Consider the following 18,850-nt stretch of genomic DNA (forward strand, 5'->3'; position numbering starts at 1 on the left):
TGGAAGACCCCGCCAACACCGGCCGCCTGTTGGCCACCGGCTATTCCTGCCGCAGCCAGGCCAAGCGACTCTCCGACACGTCATTGCCTCACCCCCTGCAGGGGCTGCTGGAGACGCTGAAACAGGCCTCTGCCGTTAACTCAGCTTTCGATGCTCACCACATACCCATGGAGACATAAACATGTCGAATACTTCTCTCGTTGCTCCCGATGACATTCGCGACCGTTTTTCGAAGGCGATGTCGGCCATGTACCAGGCCGAGGTGCCCCAGTACGAAACGCTGCTCGAGCTGGTCGACGAGGTGAATCGCGAGACCCTCGAGCGTGACACCGCACTCGCCGAGCGGCTTGCCGCCCATGACGAGCTGAATCGTCTCGGGGTCGAGCGCCACGGCGCCATTCGCGTCGGCACTGCGGAAGAGCTTGCCATGCTGCGCCGGCTGTTCGCGGTGATGGGCATGCACCCGGTCGGTTACTACGACCTCTCCGAGGCCGGGGTGCCGGTGCATTCCACCGCCTTCCGCCCTATCGACGATGCCGCCCTTTCTCGTAACCCCTTCCGGGTCTTCACCTCGCTGCTGCGCCTGGAGCTGATCGAGAGCCCCGCACTTCGCGAGCAGGCCGCGTCGATCCTTGCCGAGCGCGATATCTTCACCGCTGGCGCCCGGGAGTTGATCGCGCTCAGCGAATCTCAGGGCGGGCTCAGCGACGAACAGGCCGACCGCTTCGTGGCCGAGGCACTGGAGACCTTTCGCTGGCACCGCGATGCCACCGTGGATCTCGCCACCTATGAGGCGCTGCACGCCGAGCACCGGCTGATCGCCGATGTGGTCTGCTTCCGTGGCCCGCATATCAACCATTTGACGCCCCGCACCCTGGATATCGATGAAGTCCAGAAGCGCATGCCGGCCGCCGGCATGAACGCCAAGGAAATCATCGAGGGGCCGCCCCGCCGTCACTGCCCGATCCTGCTGCGCCAGACCAGTTTCAAGGCCCTGGAGGAACCGACTCACTTCAAGGGCGAGCGTCAGGGGACCCACACCGCCCGCTTCGGCGAGATCGAACAGCGCGGCGTGGCGCTGACCGGCAAGGGTCGAGCGCTCTATGATCGCCTGCTCGCCGCCTCCCGGGACAAGACCCAAGGGCTCGCCAACGACGCCCACCAGCAGGCGCTGGCCGAGGTATTCGCCGAGTTCCCGGATGATGAGGCTACCCTGCGCCGCGAGGAGCTGGCTTTCTTCGAGTACCGCCTCACCGATGCCGGGCACGCCGCCGATGCAGGCCATGAAACGGACCTTGACGCGCTGATTGCGCAGGGTCTGGTCACGGCTCGGCCGATCACCTATGAGGACTTCCTGCCGGTCAGTGCGGCGGGCATCTTCCAGTCGAACCTCGGCGGCGCGCAGAACGATGCCTATACCGGGCACGCCAACCGCGAAGCCTTCGAGGCCGCCCTGGGCGCTACTGTCACCGATGAGCTCGCCCTCTACGCCGAGCGTGAGAGCATTTCCAAGGAAGGGGTGCTGAAGACCCTGGGGAGCGCCACGGCAGACTGAGAAAGGGCGCCTCAAGAAAGCGATAAAGGCGAGCGAAAAGCCCGGTGGGATGGCACAGCTGGTCCATCCCACCGGTCATTGCGTCGTTTGTGCAGATTAACCGAGTCAGCGTCCTCGTCGCCGCATGACTAGCCCGCCTGCGATCAGGATCACCCCCATCCCCATCACGGAAAGCCGGTCAGGCACCTCATCGAACAACACCAGGCCCCAGACGGCTGCAAAGAGTAGATAGGCGTAATCGAAGGTCCCCACCAGGGAAGACGGCGCAATCTGATAGGCCCGCGCGACGCCCGTGTTGACGGTCACCATCAATAGCGCATAAAGCAGGATCAGCCCTATCTCGATGGCCTCGAGTGGCTGCCACTCACGGTTCAAGAAGCCCTGCTGACTCGCTGCGTCATCGATCCCCCCCGTCAGGCCGCTGCCCACTATGCCAGCCAACGCAAAGGAGAGGTTCAGGCCCAGCGCCAATACCAGCGGGCGCTCGCCAGCGCAGTGACGACGCGTCAAGACCATGGCAACGGCATAACAACAGGCGGCCGCCACCGGCAATATCGCGGCGAAAGAGACCAATCCCGTTCCTGGACGCAGCACCAACAGGACGCCTGCGAAACCGATACCGATCGCCGCCCAGCCATGGAGCGTCAGCCTTTCATCGCCCACCAGAGAGGCGATAATCGCAATGAACAGTGGCGTGGTATAGATGCCCACCGCGGCGGTGGCGAGCGGAATCAATGGCAGCGCGGCGTAGAACAACAACCACATCGCCAACAACAGTAAGCTTCGCAGTACCACCCACCCGATCCTCTCGGGCACAAGGGCGGCAAGCCCTCCGCGCAAGACCAAGCATCCCGCCAGCATGGGGAGTGACACCAATGATGCCGATGCGAGCAGTTGCCAAAGTGACAGAGCTGCGCTGAGATACTTAACCAGAGCATCGGATAAAGCGAGCAGACAGACCGAGCCGACGATCAACATCACCCCTTGGCGATGATTGTCATGGCGTGTGTCGTGCATGATGATCCCTGTGTTTTCTGGATTGAGAGGGAATCAGCATGCATGGGGCGCCTTTCACCTGACTAACGACTTCTGCGTCACCATCCATGAGCTCAGATTATGAATTGGCTAGGCCGATCACTTCCGCCCTTGTCGACGTTGCTGCCCTTCGAGGCAGCCGCACGCCTCGAGAGTTTCTCCCGAGCGGCGGATGAACTGCATCTCACCCAGGCCGCGATCAGCCGCCAGGTCCGCGCACTGGAGGAAGACCTGGGCCAGGCGCTATTCGAGCGCCGAAATCGCGGCGTCTTTCTCACCCCAGAGGGTCGCGAGTTTGCCCATATCGTCTCTCGCTCGTTAGGCAACATGGCGGATCAGGCCAACGACTTGCGCGGCCCCAGCCACGGTGCTCAGGTGATTCTTTTCTGTCAGCTCTGTGAGGCGTTCTATTGGTTGATGCCGCGCCTGGCGAGCTTCAACCGCCGCTACCCCGACATCGATCTAAAGCTGGCCACCTCGACACGCCCCTTGACCGAATATCCCGATCCGTTTGATATCGCACTGCAAACCAACGGCAGGCCCAGCGGCAACCATCACCTCGCTTTTACTGCCAGCGACGAGATTTATCCTATCTGCAGCCCAGACCATCCTGCGGCAGTAAAGGCACCCCTCTCGTTGGCGTCGCTCGCTGGAGCCGAGTTGCTTCATCATCGAGTGGAGCCACCGGACTGGATAGAGTGGGCCGACTGGTTCCGCGCCATGGAGCATCCGCTGACGGCCCCCCTGCCGGGAAAGACCTTCGACAGCTATCCGCTGATGCTTCAAGCAACGCTGGAAGGCCACGGCGTGGCACTGGGTTGGCGACGCACGGCCGAACGGCTGATCGCGTCGGATGAGCTGGTGCGTCCCGTGCGCGAAAGCCTGTATCAACCGGAGGCGATCGCCGTGTACACACGCCACAGATCATCGGAACGCTACGCCACACGGGCATTGCTGGGCTGGCTGGAAGAGACGCTGAACGGCACGCCAACGTAGGACAACAGCAACGCTAAAGCCCCAGACTGATGGCGACAGAACCCAGAGAGTCAGCGCCGATACCGTCCTTGGTGGGGAAGGGTTAACGCCAGGAGCTAGCCTCGAAGGCGCTCAAACGCTGAGCCCTCAGGGAAAGTGTTCCACCAGGTAGTCGATCAGGGCGCGTACCCGCCGCGGCAGCAGGCTGGTCTCGGGGCGTAGAATCGAAATGGCGGTGCCGACCTGAGTGTCACGGTAAGCATCCAGCAGGGGGTGAAGCCGCTCGGCCGCAAGATCTTCTGCCACCATGTAGCGGGGCAAACAGGCGATCCCCCGTCCATGCAGGCAGGCGGCATGCAGGGTCTCCAGGGAATTGGACAGGAAGCCGGGCTGGCCGCGAGGGCTTTCCCGCAGCCCCCACATGGAGACGCCCCGCGACAGGTTCAGGAACAGGCAGGTATGCCGCGCCAGGTCGCCGGGGCTTGCCGGCCAGCCGTGTCGCGCCAGATAGCCGGGCGCGGCGCAGATCAGGCGAGGATGGGTGGTAAGCCGTCGGGCGATCAGCCCGGAATCGTCCAGAGAGGCGCTGCGGACCGCCAGGTCCATGCCCTCATGCACCAGGTCGACGATCGCATCGGTCAGCGTCAGGTCGATCTCCACCGCCGGATAATCATCCATGAAGGCCAGCAACAGCGGCATCAGTTGCTGCTTGCCCAGCGCCGTCGGTGCGGTGATCCGGATGCGGCCTCTGAGCGCCCCCGTGCCCTCGGTAATCTCCTGTTCCACCTGCCTGAGCCTGGCCAGCAGTTCCCGGGTTTCGCCGGCGTAGGCCTCGCCGGCCTCTGTCAGGCGCATATGTCGGGTGGAACGCACCAGCAAGGCTGTCCCCAGGCGCTGCTCCAGGCGGGCAATGCGCTTGCTGACCGCCGAGTGAGTGATACCCAGCTGGCGGGCGGCTCCCGAGAAGCTCCCTGCCTCGACGACCGCGTGGAAGATGGCGAGTTCGGTATCCGGTTTCATCTGTTCCATATGCTCACAGATCCTGTGCCTCGGCAACGGATTATCGGCCGCCGCGGCGACTGTCACGATGAGGACAGCATTTGAAATGTCCAAGGAGCGCAACATGACCGAGTCGAGCTTCAGCGCCGGGGCAGCGTTCATGAACGATGCCGACGTCCTCTTTATCCCCCTGACCCTACCCTGCGGCAGCGTATTGAAGAACCGCATCGCCAAGGCGGCAATGTCGGATTCCCTCGGCGACGGCACCGGCCACCCAACGACTACCCAATGCCGGCTCTACGAGCGCTGGGCCGAAGGCGGGGTTGCCCTTTCCTTGATTGGTGAGGTGCAAGGCAGGTCCGATGTCGCCGAGAAACCTGGCAACCTGGTCCTGAACGACCAGTCGGATATAGAACGCTTCCAGCGACTCGCGCGTTCTGGCGACCAGCACGGCAGCGGCCTGTGGCTTCAGTTGGGCCATGCGGGAGCGCTGGCCTATCCGCCGACCAGCATGCCCAGGGGCCCCAGTGCCCTGGACCTGCCTGGGCTTAGCTGCGAGGCCCTGAGCCTTGCCGAGATTCACGCCCTGCCCGAGGAGTTCGCCCGCACGGCCCGTCTTGGCAAGGGCGCCGGCTTCGGCGGCGTGCAGATCCATGCGGCCCACGGCTTCCTGTTGAGCCAGTTCCTGTCTCCCCTGTTCAACCAGCGCGAAGACGCCTATGGCGGCTCCATCGACAACCGCCAGCGCCTGCTGATCGAGGTAATCCAAGCAGTACGTGAAGCCGTAGGGCCGGCGTTTCCGATCGCGGTCAAGCTCAATGCCACCGACCAGTTGGAAGGCGGCTTGAGTCAGGTCGACGCCCTCGCGGTGGTCGAGGCACTGGACCGCGAGGCCATCGATCTGCTGGACATAAGTGGCGGCACCTACTTCCCCGGAGCGCGATCGGCCTCGGACGGCTCGGCGAGCGGCCCCTACTTTCTGGACTTCGCCCGACAGGCACGCCAGAAAACGACGCTGCCATTGATGCTGACCGGCGGCTTCAAGTCCCTGGCCCAGGCCCGCGATGTCGTCGCCGAAGGCGCCGCCGATATCATCGGCCTGGCCCGCGGCCTGGCGCTCGCGCCTGATCTGCCCCACCAGTGGCGCCATGGACACTGCTCTGAGCTTGCCTTTCCGCGCTTCGACACGCCACCAGAGGGGGGCGTCACCGCCTGGTACACCATGCGACTCACCCGGCTCGGCGAGGATCGAGACACCGAATCGCCTGGCAGCCTCGAGGAGGCGCTAGCCGACTACGAGGCACGAGATCAGGCACGCACAGCGACCTGGCAGCGGCATTTCGGCTTTCTTTCTTGAGTATTCCTTTGGCTGGCAATAAAACGCCGGCCTCCCTCGCCGAGCAGATCGGCATGGGAGGCCGGCGTTAAAGGCCTTTACTGGCCCACGCGCCCAAGAGACACACAGGCCGCTGGCGTTATTCCACGGTCACGGATTTCGCCAGGTTACGCGGCTGATCGACGTCGGTGCCCTTGAGCACCGCGACATGGTAGGACAGTAGCTGCAACGGCAGGGTGTAGAGGATCGGCGCCAGGGCCTCGTCGATGTGCGGCAGACGCAGCACATGCAGGCCCTCGGCTTCCTCGAGACCCACGCTCTCGTCGGCGAACACGTAAAGCTCGCCGCCACGGGCACGCACTTCCTGCAGGTTCGACTTGAGCTTGTCGAGCAGGGCGTCGTTGGGGGCCACCGAAATCACCGGCATCTCGCTGTCGACTAGCGCCAGCGGGCCGTGTTTGAGCTCGCCGGCGGGATAGGCCTCGGCGTGGATATAGGAAATTTCCTTGAGCTTGAGCGCACCTTCCAGGGCAATCGGGAAGTGGGCGCCACGGCCCAGGAAGAGCGCATGATTCTTCTCGGCGAAGGCCGTGGACAGTGCCTCGATCTCGCCGTCGAGTCCCAGCACGCGGCCCATCAAGGTGGGCAGGCCGCGCAGCGCCGTGACAATCTCGGCCTGGCGAGCCTCGTCCATGCCATTCACCTTGCCAAGGCCCAGCGTCAGCAGCATCAGGGCAGCAAGCTGTGTCGTAAAGGCCTTGGTCGAGGCTACGCCGATCTCGGGGCCTGCCTGGGTCATCAGCGTCAGGTCGGATTCCCGCACCAGGGAACTGCCGGGTACGTTGCAGATCGCCAGGCTTCCCAAGTAGCCGAGCTCTCGGGAGAAGCGCAGCGCAGCCAGGGTATCGGCGGTCTCCCCGGACTGTGACAGGGTCACGAACAGGGTGCCCTCGGGCACCACCACCCGGCGATAGCGGAACTCCGACGCCACCTCGACCTGAGTGGGAATGCCGGCGTACTGCTCGAGCCAGTAGCGCGCCACCAGACCCGCGTGATAGCTGGTGCCGCAGGCGACGATGTGCACCTGCTTGACCTGCGACAGCAGCTCCTCGGCGCCATTGCCGAAGCTCTCGATCAGTGCGCTGCGCTCGCCAAGACGACCCTCGAGAGTTGCCGCAATCACCTGAGGCTGCTCGTAGATTTCCTTGAGCATGAAGTGGCGATACTCGCCCTTGCTGGCGGCACCGTCGCCGTGCTCGAAGACCTGGATCGGCCGCTCGACGCCCTGCCCGGCGGCGTCGAAGATCTCGATGCTGCCGCCACGACGCAGGCGTACCACGTCGCCCTCCTGCAGATAGATGAAGCGATCGGTGACCTGCAGCAACGCCAGCGGGTCAGAGGCCAGGAAGGCCTCCTCGATGCCCACGCCGACCACCAGCGGGCTGCCCTTGCGGGCGCCGACCAGGGTATCGGGTTCGCCGCGGTGAACCACCCCCAGCGCATAAGCGCCGTCCAGGGTCGCCAGCACACGCTGCACCGATGCCAGCAGATCCTGACCGAGGGTGAACTCCCGGCCGACCAAGTGGGCAATGACCTCGGTATCGGTCTGCGAGGTAAAGGCGTAGCCCTGCCCTTCCAGCTCGGTCTTGAGCACCTCGAAGTTCTCGATGATGCCGTTATGAACGACCGCCAGGCTGTCGCCGGACTGGTGCGGATGGGCATTGTGTTCGCTGGGCTTGCCGTGAGTCGCCCAGCGGGTATGGGCGATGCCCACGCTGCCGACCAGCGGTGAGGCATCGAGACAGGCTTCGAGTGCCGCCACCTTGCCGGCAGCGCGCTGGCGTTCGAGACGCCCCTCGGCCGTCAGTACGGCCATTCCGGCCGAGTCATAGCCCCGATACTCGAGGCGCTTCAAGCCTTCGAGCAGGATGCCCTGGACGTTACGCTCGGCGACCGCTGCGACGATTCCACACATGCCGTTCTCCTCTCATGCTTGCCGACGGCCGGACCTTCGTGTCGAGCCATCGAGTCGGCCCCCGGCGGGCACTGACTCAGCGCCTCGCACCCGGGGCCGGATAAATTCACTTTATGATGCGCCGTTAGTCCTTGACGCTATTTCAGTCCTTGGCGCTCTTGCTCGGCCGCGGCCAGTCGGCCTTGCTGATCTGACGCGCTCGAGACACCGCCAGGGCGTGGTCAGCGACGTCCTTGCTGATGGTCGAGCCGGCGCCAACGGTGGCTCCCTCACCAATACTGACCGGCGCGACCAGGGCGGTATTGGAGCCGATGAAGGCGCCGTCGCCGATCTCGGTACGGTGCTTGTTGACGCCATCGTAGTTGCAGGTGATGGTGCCGGCGCCAACGTTCACGCCCTCGCCAAGGCGCGCATCACCGACATAGCTCAGGTGATTGATCTTGCTGCCTTCGCCGACCCGAGCGTTCTTGGTCTCGACGAAGTTGCCGACCTTGGCCTTGATGGCAAGCTGAGTGCCGGGGCGCAGCCGAGCGAAAGGGCCGATCTGGTTGTGGCCGGCGGCCACCGCCTGATCGATCATGCTGTGGGCTTCGACCACCGTCTCTGCGCCCAAGTGACTGTCACGGATCACGCAGTAGGGGCCGATGCGCACGCCTTCGCCGAGTTCCACGTCGCCTTCGAAGACGCAGCCGACGTCGATCTCGACGTCACGGCCGCAGGTCAGGGTCCCTCGCACGTCGATCCGCGACGGGTCGGCCAGGGCGACGCCCTCGGTCATCAGCCGTTCGGCGACGCTGTGCTGGTAAGCCCGCTCCAGGCGCGCCAGCTGCAGGCGGTTGTTGACGCCTTCGACCTCGATCGGCGTGGCCGGCTGGGCGGTGACGACCCCTACCCCTTCGGCGGCGGCCATGGCGATCACGTCGGTCAGATAATACTCACCCTGCTGGTTGTCGGCGGATAGCTGCGGTAGCCAGCGTTTCAGCTGGGCCGCCGTCATGGCCATGATGCCGGTATTGCATTCCTTGACCGCGCGCTCCGCCTCGCTGGCGTCCTTGTGCTCGACGATGGCGACCACCTGGCCGTCTGCGTCGCGCAGAATACGGCCATAGCCCTTGGGCTCATCGAGGGTCACGCTGAGCAGCCCCATATGATCCTCGTCGACCCGAGCCAGCAGCTCTCTGAGGGTTTCACGGCGAATCAACGGCACATCGCCGTAGAGCACCAGGACCTTGTCATGGCCGAGCTGATCGAGGGTCTGGGCGACGGCATGGCCAGTGCCGAGCTGTTGCTCCTGCACGGCGAAATGCACGCCGGCGTCACCCAGCGACTGACGCATGTCATCGCCGCCGTGGCCGATCACCACATGCAGCTTGTCGGCGCCGAGGCCAGCCGCCGTATCGATCACATGACGCACCATCGGCTTACCCGCCAGCGTGTGCAGGACCTTGGGCTTGCGAGAACGCATGCGCGTTCCCTGGCCAGCGGCGAGAATCACCACGTCGAGTGTCATCATGTCTCCTCGTTGTCTTGGTCCGAGTCTTGGTCCGAGTCTTGAAGCGAGCCTTGAACCGGGTCTTGCGCCGTATCCTGATCCGGCCGCGGAATCCCTAGCTTGTCGAGCGTGGCATCGCCGACCCGCTCGGCGAAGGCCGGGCTGGCCCGACTGATCCAGCCCTCGCCCTCGCGCTCGAGGGTAAGCACCGCCAGTCCTTCGCGGCGCGCCGTCTCGAGAGAGGCCCGGGGGCCAAGGACGCTAAGCGCGGTCGCCCAGGCATCTGCGTAGGCGGTAGTCTCACCCAGCACCGTCACCGATGCCAGCGCATGCTCTACCGGCCGCCCGGTGCGCGGGTCGATGGTATGGGAGTAGCGCTTGCCGTCTTCTTCAAAGTAGTTGCGATAGTCGCCCGAGGTGGCGACCGACATGTCGGTCAGGGCGAGCACGTACTGCGCCACCTGGCGATGCTCGTCCGGCACTTCCACCCCGACCCGCCAGGGGTCGCCGTCATCGTCGCGATGACCACGCAGCACCAGCTCGCCGCCGATATCGACCAGGAAGTTTTCGATCCCCTGTTCCTCGAGATAGTCGCCGACCTGATCGACACCGAAGCCCTTGGCCACCGCCGAGAGATCGACATAGACATCGCTCAGGCGCCGAGCTCGGCCGGCGTCTATATCCAGTTCGACCTTGTCGGGACCGATCTGGGCCAGGCGCTCCTGAAGCTGATCCTCAGGCGGTACCTTCTCGGGGCGCGCCTCGGGACCAAAGCTCCACAGGTTCACAAGGCCACCCACAGTGATATCGAAGGCACCATCGCTTGCCTGGGAGACCCGCCGACTGATCTCGAGTACCTGCATCAGCTCAGGCGAGAGAGGCTGCCACTCGCCGACCGGCGAGCGATTGAAGGTTGAGAGCTCCGAATCCTCACGATAGGTCGACATCGAGGCATCGACGGCCTCGAGTTCATCGAGAATCCCGGCCTCGATATCGGCGACCTGGTCGCGGGTCATCGGCTTGGCCAGAATCACCTGATAGTAAGTGCCGAAGATCTGCCCCTTGAGCGTGATCGGGGCCTCGCGGAGCGGCTCGCTACAACCGCTCAGCGCTACCACGAGCAACAGCGCCGCAAGCGCAAACAGGGAAAGGCGTCGAGTCATGATCGCTGTCCTACCAGAAGAACCACACCAGCCACAGCCCGAAGACCACGCGATAGATCACGAAGGGCTGCATACCGATGCGGTGAATGAATGCCAGGAAATAATGGATGCACAGATAGGCGCTGATACCTGACAACAGGGTGCCGACGGCCAGCGTTATCCAGTTCACGGGTACGGGAGACTCGAGCAGATCGAGGGTCTTGAGACCGCCGGCCAGTACGATCACGGGCATCGACAACAGGAAGGAGAAGCGCGCCGAGGCCTCTCGACTCAGCCCCAGCATCAGGGCCGCGGTCATGGTGATACCCGAACGCGAGGTGCCTGGAATCAGCGCCAGCGCCTGGGCGAGGCCGATCAGCAGGGCATCCTTCCAGGTCAGATCGAACTCATTGCGATGTCCGCGATGACGAAGATCGGCCCAGCCCAGCACCAGCCCGAAGACGGCCAGACTCGCCCCGATCACCAAGCCCGAACGCAGGTTGTCCTCGACTAGGTCCTTGCAGGCAAGCCCCACCAGGCCGACCGGGATGGTGGCAAGGATCACCCACCAGGTGAGCCGCGAACTCTCATCCTGGCCGCGCCCCGCGAGCGAGCCACACCAGCTGGTCATCATCTTGATCAGATCGCGGCGGAAATACACCACCACCGCCGATAGGCTGCCGACATGCAGCGCCACGTCAAAAGCCAGCCCCTGATCGGGCCAGTCAGTGAGGGCCGGAACCAGCACCAGATGGGCCGAACTCGAGACCGGCAAGAATTCGGAGATGCCCTGTACCAGGGCCAAAACGACGACCTGTAGCCAATCCATGCGGTTCACTTTCGTTGATCGGGTTAACCCGCCAGACGCCTCTTGCCTCTTACGCCTGCGCCAAGTGGGGCTTGAGGATACACGTCAGACCCAGTCTTGTCCTCGCCCCCCCCGACTCGGGTTCTTCTCCAGAACCTGAAACTCAACCTGGCCAGTCGGCTTGGCCGAATCATCTAGCCGGGCGGGCTACCGGAGTAATCTAGCCAAGCCCCAGCAAATGGCTGGCGATACCGAAGTAGATCACCACTCCACAGGCATCGATTACGGTGGTCACCAGCGGTGCCGATGCCGTCGCCGGGTCCCAGCCCAGGCGGTCGAGCAGGAAAGGCAGACACATGCCGAGCAGGCTGCCAAACAGCACGATAGTGATCATGCTGATCGCCACCACCAGGGCCACCGCTTCGCCACCGCGTATCACGCCGATCGGCGCCACGGCCAATGCCATGGTCAGGCCCAGGGCGCCGGCCACCAGCAGCTCGCGGCCCATCAGTTTGCCCCAATCCCGCACGCCGACATCGCCGGTGGCCATGCCACGTACCGTCAAGGTGGCCGCCTGGGCGCCGGCGTTGCCGCCACTGCCGATCAGCAACGGCAGGAAGAATACCAGCGCTACCTGGGCGGCGATGGTGTCCTCGAAGAAGGCGATGCCGGCTCCTGAGAAGAGGTTGCCGAACACCAGCAGCACCAGCCAGACAATGCGCTTGCGATACAGTTTCAGCAGCGGCACTCGGCTGACACCGGTCTCCAGCTGGCCGATCGACATCCCCTTGTGGATATCTTCAGTGGCCTCGGCCTCGACCACGTCCAGGGCGTCATCATGGGTCACGATGCCCACCAGACGCTCGCTGTTATCGACCACCGGGACAGCCAAGAGGTCGTAGCGAGCCACCAGCTTGGCCACGTCTTCCTGCTCGGCATCCACCTGGGTGTGGATAACATCGCGAATCATCAGGTCGTCAACCGCGGCACCAGGACGCGCCACCATCAGCTGACGCAGCGACAGGGTGCCGATGAGCCGACCATCGCCATCGAGAATATAAATCTGGTAGACGGTCTCGGCATCCGGCGCCGTCTGGCGGACCCGCATCATCGCCTGGGACACACTCAACCCAGCCGGGATCGCCACATAGTCAGCGGTCATCAGCGCCCCGGCGGTGCCCTCCTCGTAGCTGGCCAGCAGCAGGACCTCCTCGCGTTCGTGGCGCGCCATTCGGCGCAGCAGGGCCTCGCGTCGGTCCTCACCGACCAGATTGAAGAAATCGGCACGCTCGTCCGACCCCATCTCCTCGAGCAGCTTGACCAATCGCTTGTCGGCCATGCCGGCGGCAAGCCGCTGCTGGGTCTCATCCTGCAGGTAGCTGAAGACATTGCCGCCCCGCTCGAACGACAGCGTCTCGAGCAGTGCAAGCGCCGTTGCCTCGTCATCGTCATCGTCGATGAACGTCTCGAGCAGTTCGGCCACATCCGCAGAGCGCCGCTTGCCAAGCAAGGCCTCGAGAGCGATCTGATCCTTCTGCGCAAGGGCGGTTTCAAGCAGCCCCTTGTCAGCCTGCAAGCTATCTGTCTTTGCCATCGCCTCCTCCTGACTCCGATTCTGTCTCTGGACAACTGCCCAACGATACCTCGCCGGGTGTGACAAGACGGCCGGAGCCGACACAAAAACGCCCCTTGAACCGGGAGTCCAAGGGGCGTCGCGGACGGCCAGGGATAAGACTTAGCCCTTGCCGGCCTTCTTGCGCAATTGCTGAATGGTCCGCAACTGGGCAACGGCCTCGGCGAGCTCTGAAGAAGCGCGCGAATAATCGAGGTCGGCGTTGCTGTCGTTGAGTTCCTTCAGTGCATGCTGGCGGGCCTCTTCGGCAGCCGCCTCATCCAGATCGTCGGCGCGCACGGCGGTGTCGGCCAGGATCGTTACAATCTTGGGCTGCACTTCGAGGAAGCCGCCCGTGACGTAATAATGATCTTCTTGACCGCCGTCGTGGATGACCCGCACCGGTCCCGGCGAGAGCTCTGTGAGCAGCGAGGTGTGACCCGGGAGAATCCCCAGGTCACCCATCACACCCGCGGCAATCACCTGCTCGACGGCTCCGGAAAAGATCGAAGCCTCGGCGCTGACGATCTCGCACTTGAAGCTTTTCGCCATAGCTATGTCCCCTCTGGGGCTCCCGTAGGGTGGACGACCTTACTGCATGGAATTGGCTTTCTCGACCGCTTCGTCGATAGTGCCAACCATGTAGAAGGCCTGCTCCGGCAGCTCGTCGTAATCGCCATTGAGGATGCCCTGGAAGCCACGGATGGTTTCCTTCAGAGACACGTATTTACCCGGCGCACCGGTAAACACCTCGGCCACGAAGAACGGCTGCGACAGGAAGCGCTGAATCTTACGCGCCCGGTTCACGGCCAGCTTGTCTTCATCAGACAGCTCGTCCATGCCCAGGATCGCGATGATGTCCTTGAGCTCCTTGTAACGCTGCAGCACGCCCTGCACGCGGCGGGCCGTGTCGTAGTGCTCGTCACCCACCACCAGCGGATCGAGCTGGCGAGACGTGGAGTCGAGCGGATCGATGGCCGGATAGATACCCAGCTCGGCGATCGAACGCGCCAGTACCACGGTCGCATCCAGGTGCGAGAAGGTGGTCGCCGGTGACGGGTCGGTCAAGTCATCCGCGGGCACGTAGACGGCCTGCACGGAGGTGATCGAGCCATCCTTGGTGGAGGTGATGCGCTCCTGAAGGACACCCATCTCCTCGGCCAGGGTCGGCTGATAGCCTACCGCTGACGGCATACGGCCCAGCAGTGCGGACACCTCGGTACCGGCCAGGGTATAACGATAGATGTTGTCGACGAACAGCAGCACGTCACGACCTTCATCGCGGAACTTCTCGGCGATGGTCAGGCCGGTCAGGGCCACGCGCAGGCGGTTCCCGGGCGGCTCGTTCATCTGACCGTAAACCAGCGATACCTTGTCGATAACGTTGGATTCGGTCATCTCGTGATAGAAGTCGTTACCCTCACGGGTACGCTCGCCAACACCGGCGAACACGGAGTAACCGCTGTGCTCGGTGGCGATGTTGCGAATCAGCTCCATCATATTGACGGTCTTGCCGACGCCGGCGCCGCCGAACAGGCCGACCTTGCCGCCCTTGGCGAACGGGCAAACCAGGTCGATGACCTTGATGCCGGTCTCCAGCAGCTCACTGGTCGCTGCCTGGTCCGCATAGCCCGGCGCCTTGCGGTGGATCGGCATGCGCTCTTGCTCACCGATCTCGCCTGCTTCGTCGATCGGCTGGCCGAGCACGTTCATGATGCGACCCAGGGTCTCCTTGCCAACCGGCACGGAGATGGCAGCACCGGTGTTCTCGACCTCGGTGCCCCGCTTGAGGCCTTCGGTGGAGCCCATGGCGATGGTGCGCACCACGCCGTCGCCCAGCTGCTGCTGGACCTCGAGTACGGTCTCGCTCTGCGAGACATTCAGCGCGTCGTAGACCTTGGGAACTGCGTCCCGCGGAAACTCTACGTCAATCACCGCGCCGATGATCTGTACGATACGTCCGCTCATCTTGGTTCCTCTTAGATACCTGCAAATGAAACCTGTGTGCCTGGGCGGCCGGTCGCCTCGCGACGGCCCGGCCCAGTGGCGCTATACGGCTGCCGCGCCGCCAACGATCTCGGAGATTTCCTGGGTAATCGCGGCCTGACGGGCCTTGTTGTATACCAGTTGAAGCTCGTCGATCAGGTCGCCGGCATTGTCGGTGGCACTCTTCATCGCGATCATCCGCGCGGCCTGTTCGCAGGCGGCGTTCTCGACCACCCCCTGATAGACCTGGGATTCGATGAAGCGCACCAGCAGCCGGTCCAGCAGCACCTTGGCATCCGGCTCATACAGGTAGTCCCAGCTTGCGGGACGGCTGTTTTCTTCGTCTTGCGAGTTGTCGGCACCCATGTCCGAAGACAGCGGCAGCAGCTGCCGCACGGCCGGCTTCTGGGTCATGGTGTTCACGAACTGGTTGTGCACCACGTAGAGCCGGTCCAGCTGGCCCGCATCGTAGGCTTCCAGCATCACCTTGACGCTGCCGATCAGGTCTTCGACCGCGGGAGCTTCGCCCATGCCACTGGTCGCTGACACCAGGCGTCCACCGTACTTGCGGAAGAAGCTGCCGGCCTTGGCGCCCAGCGCGCAGAAATCGAGCTCAACGCCCTTGTCCTGCCACGCCTTGGCGTCCTTGAGCACGGCCTTGAACAGATTGTTGTTCAGGCCACCGCACAGGCCGCGGTCGGAGGAGACCACGATGTAACCGACCCGCTTGACCTCCCGCTCGACCATATAGTCATGGCGATACTCGGGGTTGGCGTCGGCAATATGACCAACGACATTGCGGATCTGGCGCGCATACGGCTGGCTGGCCGACATGCGCTCTTGGGCTTTACGCATCTTCGACGCAGCAACCATTTCCATGGCGCTGGTGATCTTCTGCGTATTCTTGATGCTCCCGATCTGGGTGCGTATCTCTTTTCCAGCTGCCATAGCGATCTACCTCTCGTTCGTGGCCCTCAGAAACATCCGTGGCCCGGCCGGGACACGCCCTTACCGGGCCGGGAAATCACCAGCTCTGAGTGGCCTTGAACTTCTCGAGACCGGCCTTGAGGCCTGACTTGATCTCGTCGTTGTAGTCGCCGCTGGCATTGATCTTGTCGAGCAGATCGCCGTGCTCGGCCTTCATGTAGGCGTGCAGGGCATGCTCGAAGTCGAGCACCTTGCTCACGTCGACATCATCCAGGAAGCCTTCGTTAGCGGCATACAGCGACAGCGCCATCTCGGCCACGGACATCGGCGAGTACTGCTTCTGCTTCATCAACTCGGTAACGCGCTGACCGTGTTCGAGCTGCTTACGGGTCGCGTCGTCGAGGTCGGAAGCGAACTGCGAGAATGCCGCCAGCTCACGGTACTGAGCCAAGGCCAGGCGCACGCTGCCGCCGAGCTTCTTGACGATCTTGGTCTGGGCCGAGCCGCCGACACGGGATACCGACAGACCGGCGTTGATCGCCGGACGGATGCCCGAGTTGAACAGGTTGGTCTCCAGGAAGATCTGACCGTCGGTGATAGAGATCACGTTGGTTGGAACGAACGCCGAGACGTCGCCACCCTGGGTCTCGATGATCGGCAGCGCGGTCAGCGAGCCGGTCTTGCCCTTGACTTCACCGTTGGTGAACTTCTCCACGTAGTCGGCGTTGACGCGCGCGGCGCGCTCCAGCAGACGAGAGTGGAGATAGAAGACGTCACCCGGGAAGGCTTCACGACCCGGCGGACGACGCAGCAACAGCGAGGTCTGGCGATAAGCCACGGCCTGCTTGGACAGGTCGTCGTAGACGATCATGGCGTCTTCGCCACGGTCGCGGAAGTACTCGCCCATGGTGCAACCAGAGTAAGCGGCGAGGAACTGCATCGGGGCCGGGTCGGCTGCGCCAGCCGCAACCACGATGGTATGTTCCATGGCACCGTGCTCTTCGAGCTTGCGCACCACGTTGGCAATGGTCGACTGCTTCTGACCGATCGCCACGTAGACGCAGGTAATGCCCTTGCCTTTCTGGTTGATGATCGCGTCGATGGCGATCGCCGACTTACCGATCTGACGGTCGCCGATGATCAGCTCACGCTGACCGCGACCGATCGGCACCATGGCGTCGATCGACTTGAGGCCGGTCTGGATCGGCTCGTCGACGGACTGACGGGTGATGACGCCCGGCGCGACCTTTTCTACCGCATCGGTCAGCTTGGCGTTGATATCGCCCTTGCCATCGATCGGGTTACCCAGTGCATCGACCACGCGGCCGATCAGCTCCGGGCCTACCGGTACTTCGAGGACGCGGCCGGTACACTGGGCGGTCATGCCCTCTTCGAGCTTTTGATAGTCGCCGAGCACTACCGCGCCGACGCTGTCCCGCTCGAGGTTCAGCGTCATGCCGTAGATGCCACCGGGGAACTCGATCATCTCGCCGAACATTGCGTCGGCCAGACCGTGGATCTTCACGATACCGTCAGACACGCTGACGATGGTGCCCTCATTACGGGCTTCGGATGCGACATCCAGCTTTTCGATACGCTGCTTGATGATGTCGCTGATCTCGGAAGGATTCAGTTGCTGCATGCCATGTCCCTCAGACTCAGGCGGAAAGGGCCTCGTGGAGGCGACTCAGTCGACCGCGCACCGACCCGTCGATGACGGTGTCGCCGGCGCGCAGGATGACGCCTCCCAGGAGGGTGGAATCCACCTGAGTGGTAATGGAGATTTCGCGGTTCAGACGCTTGGCCAGTGCACTCGCGAGCTTTTCTTGCTGTGCGTCGTCCAGCGCGAAGGCAGAGACGATGTTCACGTCCATGCGCTTCTCTTGCTGGGCCTTGAGCAGCTCGAACTGCTCGGCGATTGCCGGCAGCGCGGCCAGGCGAGCCTGGGAGCCGACCAAGCGAAGGAAATTGCCGACCTCGTCGTTTACGGCGTCGCCGCAAACATCAAGCAGCAGATCCGCTTTCTGGGTGCTGGTCAGCTGAGGGTTGCTCAGGACCCGCTCATGCACATCGCCGTCTTGAGCGACCTGCGCAAGCGTTGCCAGCATGTCGGACCAGTCTTCGAGCGCCTTCTTGCCAAGCGCGTATTCGAAGGCCGCTTTAGCGTAAGGACGTGCGACGGTAGACATTCCCGTCATGGGTCACCTCCTCAAAGCTCTTTGGCGAGTTTGTCGACAAGTTCGCGATGCTTGGTCTCGTCGATCGACGATTGCAGAATGCGTTCTGCACCCACAATGGCCAAACGAGATACCTGCCCGCGCAGCTCTTCCCTGGCGCGGTTCACTTCCTGATCGATCTCGGACTTGGCAGAGGCGATCATGCGCTCACCTTCTTGGCGAGCCTGCTCACGTGCTTCCTCGATCATCTGGCTGGACCGCTTGTGGGACTGCTCCAGGATTTCTGCTGCCTGTTCCTTGCTAGCACGTAGCGTCTCGTTGGCCTCTTCTTGAGCCACCTCGAGGTCGCGTGTTGCGCGGCTGGCAGCGTCCAGGCCATCGGCGATCTTCTTCTGGCGCTCATGGAGCGCAGTGCTGATCGGCGGCCACACATACTTCATGCAAAACCAGACAAAGATCGCGAAGGCGATCATCTGCCCGATAAGCGTCATGTTGATATTCACAGGGACGTACCTCTGACAGATTCGTGGCGACCGGAAACAAGCCAACCGAGCGCGGTGCGCTCGGTATGCTAATTGTTAACCGGCGACGACGAAGATCAGGTACATCGCGATACCGACACCGATCATCGGAACGGCGTCCAACAGGCCAGCCATCAGGAAGGTCTTGGTCTGCAGATGGTCACCCATTTCCGGCTGACGAGCGGTGGTTTCGAGCAGCTTGCCACCCAGAAGGGCGAAGCCGATAGCGGTGCCGAGGGCGCCGAGGCCAATCATGAGAGCGGCAGCAATGTAGATGAGTTCCATGGTGATGCTCCTATCGAGTTGAGAC

The 18,850-nt window shown here is 63.2% G+C and carries 17 protein-coding genes; 3 read left to right on the forward strand and 14 right to left on the reverse strand.

From position 1 onward, the window contains the following. Window positions 1-181: 181 nt before the first annotated feature. Window positions 182-1,555 (forward strand): 2-oxoadipate dioxygenase/decarboxylase HglS, encoded by a 1,374-nt coding sequence (gene hglS / locus HUS66_RS14045; protein ID WP_175071601.1) that lies wholly within the window; start codon window positions 182-184, stop codon window positions 1,553-1,555. 105 nt (window positions 1,556-1,660) lie between these two features. On the opposite strand, the gene HUS66_RS14050 is transcribed toward hglS, so the two are convergent. Next, the gene (locus HUS66_RS14050) at window positions 1,661-2,572 is read right to left on the reverse strand and encodes a DMT family transporter (RefSeq protein ID WP_175071603.1); all 912 of its coding nucleotides are present in this window, start codon (window positions 2,570-2,572) and stop codon (window positions 1,661-1,663) included. Window positions 2,573-2,671: 99 nt separating this feature from the next. On the opposite strand from HUS66_RS14050, the gene HUS66_RS14055 reads away from it, so the two are divergent. Then, on the forward strand, window positions 2,672-3,586 hold the full coding sequence (locus HUS66_RS14055) for a LysR substrate-binding domain-containing protein (protein ID WP_175071605.1): 915 nt from the start codon (window positions 2,672-2,674) through the stop codon (window positions 3,584-3,586). 126 nt (window positions 3,587-3,712) lie between these two features. Here the strand turns inward: HUS66_RS14055 and HUS66_RS14060 are convergent, their stop codons facing one another. Continuing rightward, window positions 3,713-4,594 (reverse strand): LysR family transcriptional regulator, encoded by an 882-nt coding sequence (locus HUS66_RS14060; protein WP_254628844.1) that lies wholly within the window; start codon window positions 4,592-4,594, stop codon window positions 3,713-3,715. Window positions 4,595-4,688: 94 nt separating this feature from the next. On the opposite strand from HUS66_RS14060, the gene HUS66_RS14065 reads away from it, so the two are divergent. Continuing rightward, entirely contained in the window at window positions 4,689-5,921 is a 1,233-nt protein-coding gene (locus HUS66_RS14065; protein ID WP_217488052.1) for an oxidoreductase, read from the forward strand. 118 nt (window positions 5,922-6,039) lie between these two features. Here HUS66_RS14065 and glmS read toward each other — a convergent pair whose 3' ends face one another. The 12 genes from glmS to atpE all read right to left on the reverse strand — a co-directional run bounded on the left by glmS (window position 6,040) and on the right by atpE (window position 18,825). After that, a complete protein-coding gene (gene glmS, locus HUS66_RS14070; protein WP_175071607.1) occupies window positions 6,040-7,875 on the reverse strand; it encodes a glutamine--fructose-6-phosphate transaminase (isomerizing) in 1,836 nt (611 codons plus the stop codon). A 142-nt stretch (window positions 7,876-8,017) separates the two neighbouring features. After that, window positions 8,018-9,388, reverse strand: coding sequence for a bifunctional UDP-N-acetylglucosamine diphosphorylase/glucosamine-1-phosphate N-acetyltransferase GlmU (gene glmU / locus HUS66_RS14075; protein ID WP_175071609.1), 1,371 nt, complete (start codon window positions 9,386-9,388; stop codon window positions 8,018-8,020). Then, window positions 9,385-10,530: an FAD:protein FMN transferase gene (locus HUS66_RS14080; protein ID WP_175071611.1), complete on the reverse strand. Its 1,146-nt coding sequence runs from the start codon at window positions 10,528-10,530 to the stop codon at window positions 9,385-9,387. The genes glmU and HUS66_RS14080 overlap by 4 nt, the downstream gene beginning before the upstream one ends. 10 nt (window positions 10,531-10,540) lie before the next feature. After that, window positions 10,541-11,338: an undecaprenyl-diphosphate phosphatase gene (locus HUS66_RS14085; protein WP_175071613.1), complete on the reverse strand. Its 798-nt coding sequence runs from the start codon at window positions 11,336-11,338 to the stop codon at window positions 10,541-10,543. A gap of 199 nt (window positions 11,339-11,537) precedes the next feature. Then, window positions 11,538-12,911 (reverse strand): magnesium transporter, encoded by a 1,374-nt coding sequence (mgtE, locus tag HUS66_RS14090; protein WP_175071615.1) that lies wholly within the window; start codon window positions 12,909-12,911, stop codon window positions 11,538-11,540. Between the two features lie 141 nt (window positions 12,912-13,052). Further along, on the reverse strand, window positions 13,053-13,481 hold the full coding sequence (locus HUS66_RS14095; RefSeq protein WP_175071616.1) for a F0F1 ATP synthase subunit epsilon: 429 nt from the start codon (window positions 13,479-13,481) through the stop codon (window positions 13,053-13,055). Window positions 13,482-13,520: 39 nt separating this feature from the next. Then, entirely contained in the window at window positions 13,521-14,897 is a 1,377-nt protein-coding gene (atpD, locus tag HUS66_RS14100) for a F0F1 ATP synthase subunit beta (RefSeq protein ID WP_175071618.1), read from the reverse strand. An 81-nt stretch (window positions 14,898-14,978) separates the two neighbouring features. Next, a complete protein-coding gene (gene atpG / locus HUS66_RS14105) occupies window positions 14,979-15,863 on the reverse strand; it encodes a F0F1 ATP synthase subunit gamma (RefSeq protein WP_175071620.1) in 885 nt (294 codons plus the stop codon). 76 nt (window positions 15,864-15,939) lie between these two features. Further along, window positions 15,940-17,484 (reverse strand): F0F1 ATP synthase subunit alpha, encoded by a 1,545-nt coding sequence (gene atpA / locus HUS66_RS14110; protein WP_175071621.1) that lies wholly within the window; start codon window positions 17,482-17,484, stop codon window positions 15,940-15,942. A gap of 16 nt (window positions 17,485-17,500) precedes the next feature. Next, the gene (locus HUS66_RS14115) at window positions 17,501-18,040 is read right to left on the reverse strand and encodes a F0F1 ATP synthase subunit delta (RefSeq protein WP_175071623.1); all 540 of its coding nucleotides are present in this window, start codon (window positions 18,038-18,040) and stop codon (window positions 17,501-17,503) included. Between the two features lie 11 nt (window positions 18,041-18,051). Beyond that, the gene (locus tag HUS66_RS14120; RefSeq protein ID WP_175071624.1) at window positions 18,052-18,522 is read right to left on the reverse strand and encodes a F0F1 ATP synthase subunit B; all 471 of its coding nucleotides are present in this window, start codon (window positions 18,520-18,522) and stop codon (window positions 18,052-18,054) included. Between the two features lie 75 nt (window positions 18,523-18,597). Next, complete coding sequence (gene atpE, locus HUS66_RS14125) at window positions 18,598-18,825, reverse strand: F0F1 ATP synthase subunit C (protein ID WP_175071625.1); 228 nt, start codon at window positions 18,823-18,825, stop codon at window positions 18,598-18,600. Window positions 18,826-18,850: the final 25 nt, after the last annotated feature.

The organism is Onishia taeanensis, assembly GCF_013349955.1.
In the GTDB taxonomy this organism is placed as follows: domain Bacteria; phylum Pseudomonadota; class Gammaproteobacteria; order Pseudomonadales; family Halomonadaceae; genus Onishia; species Onishia taeanensis_B.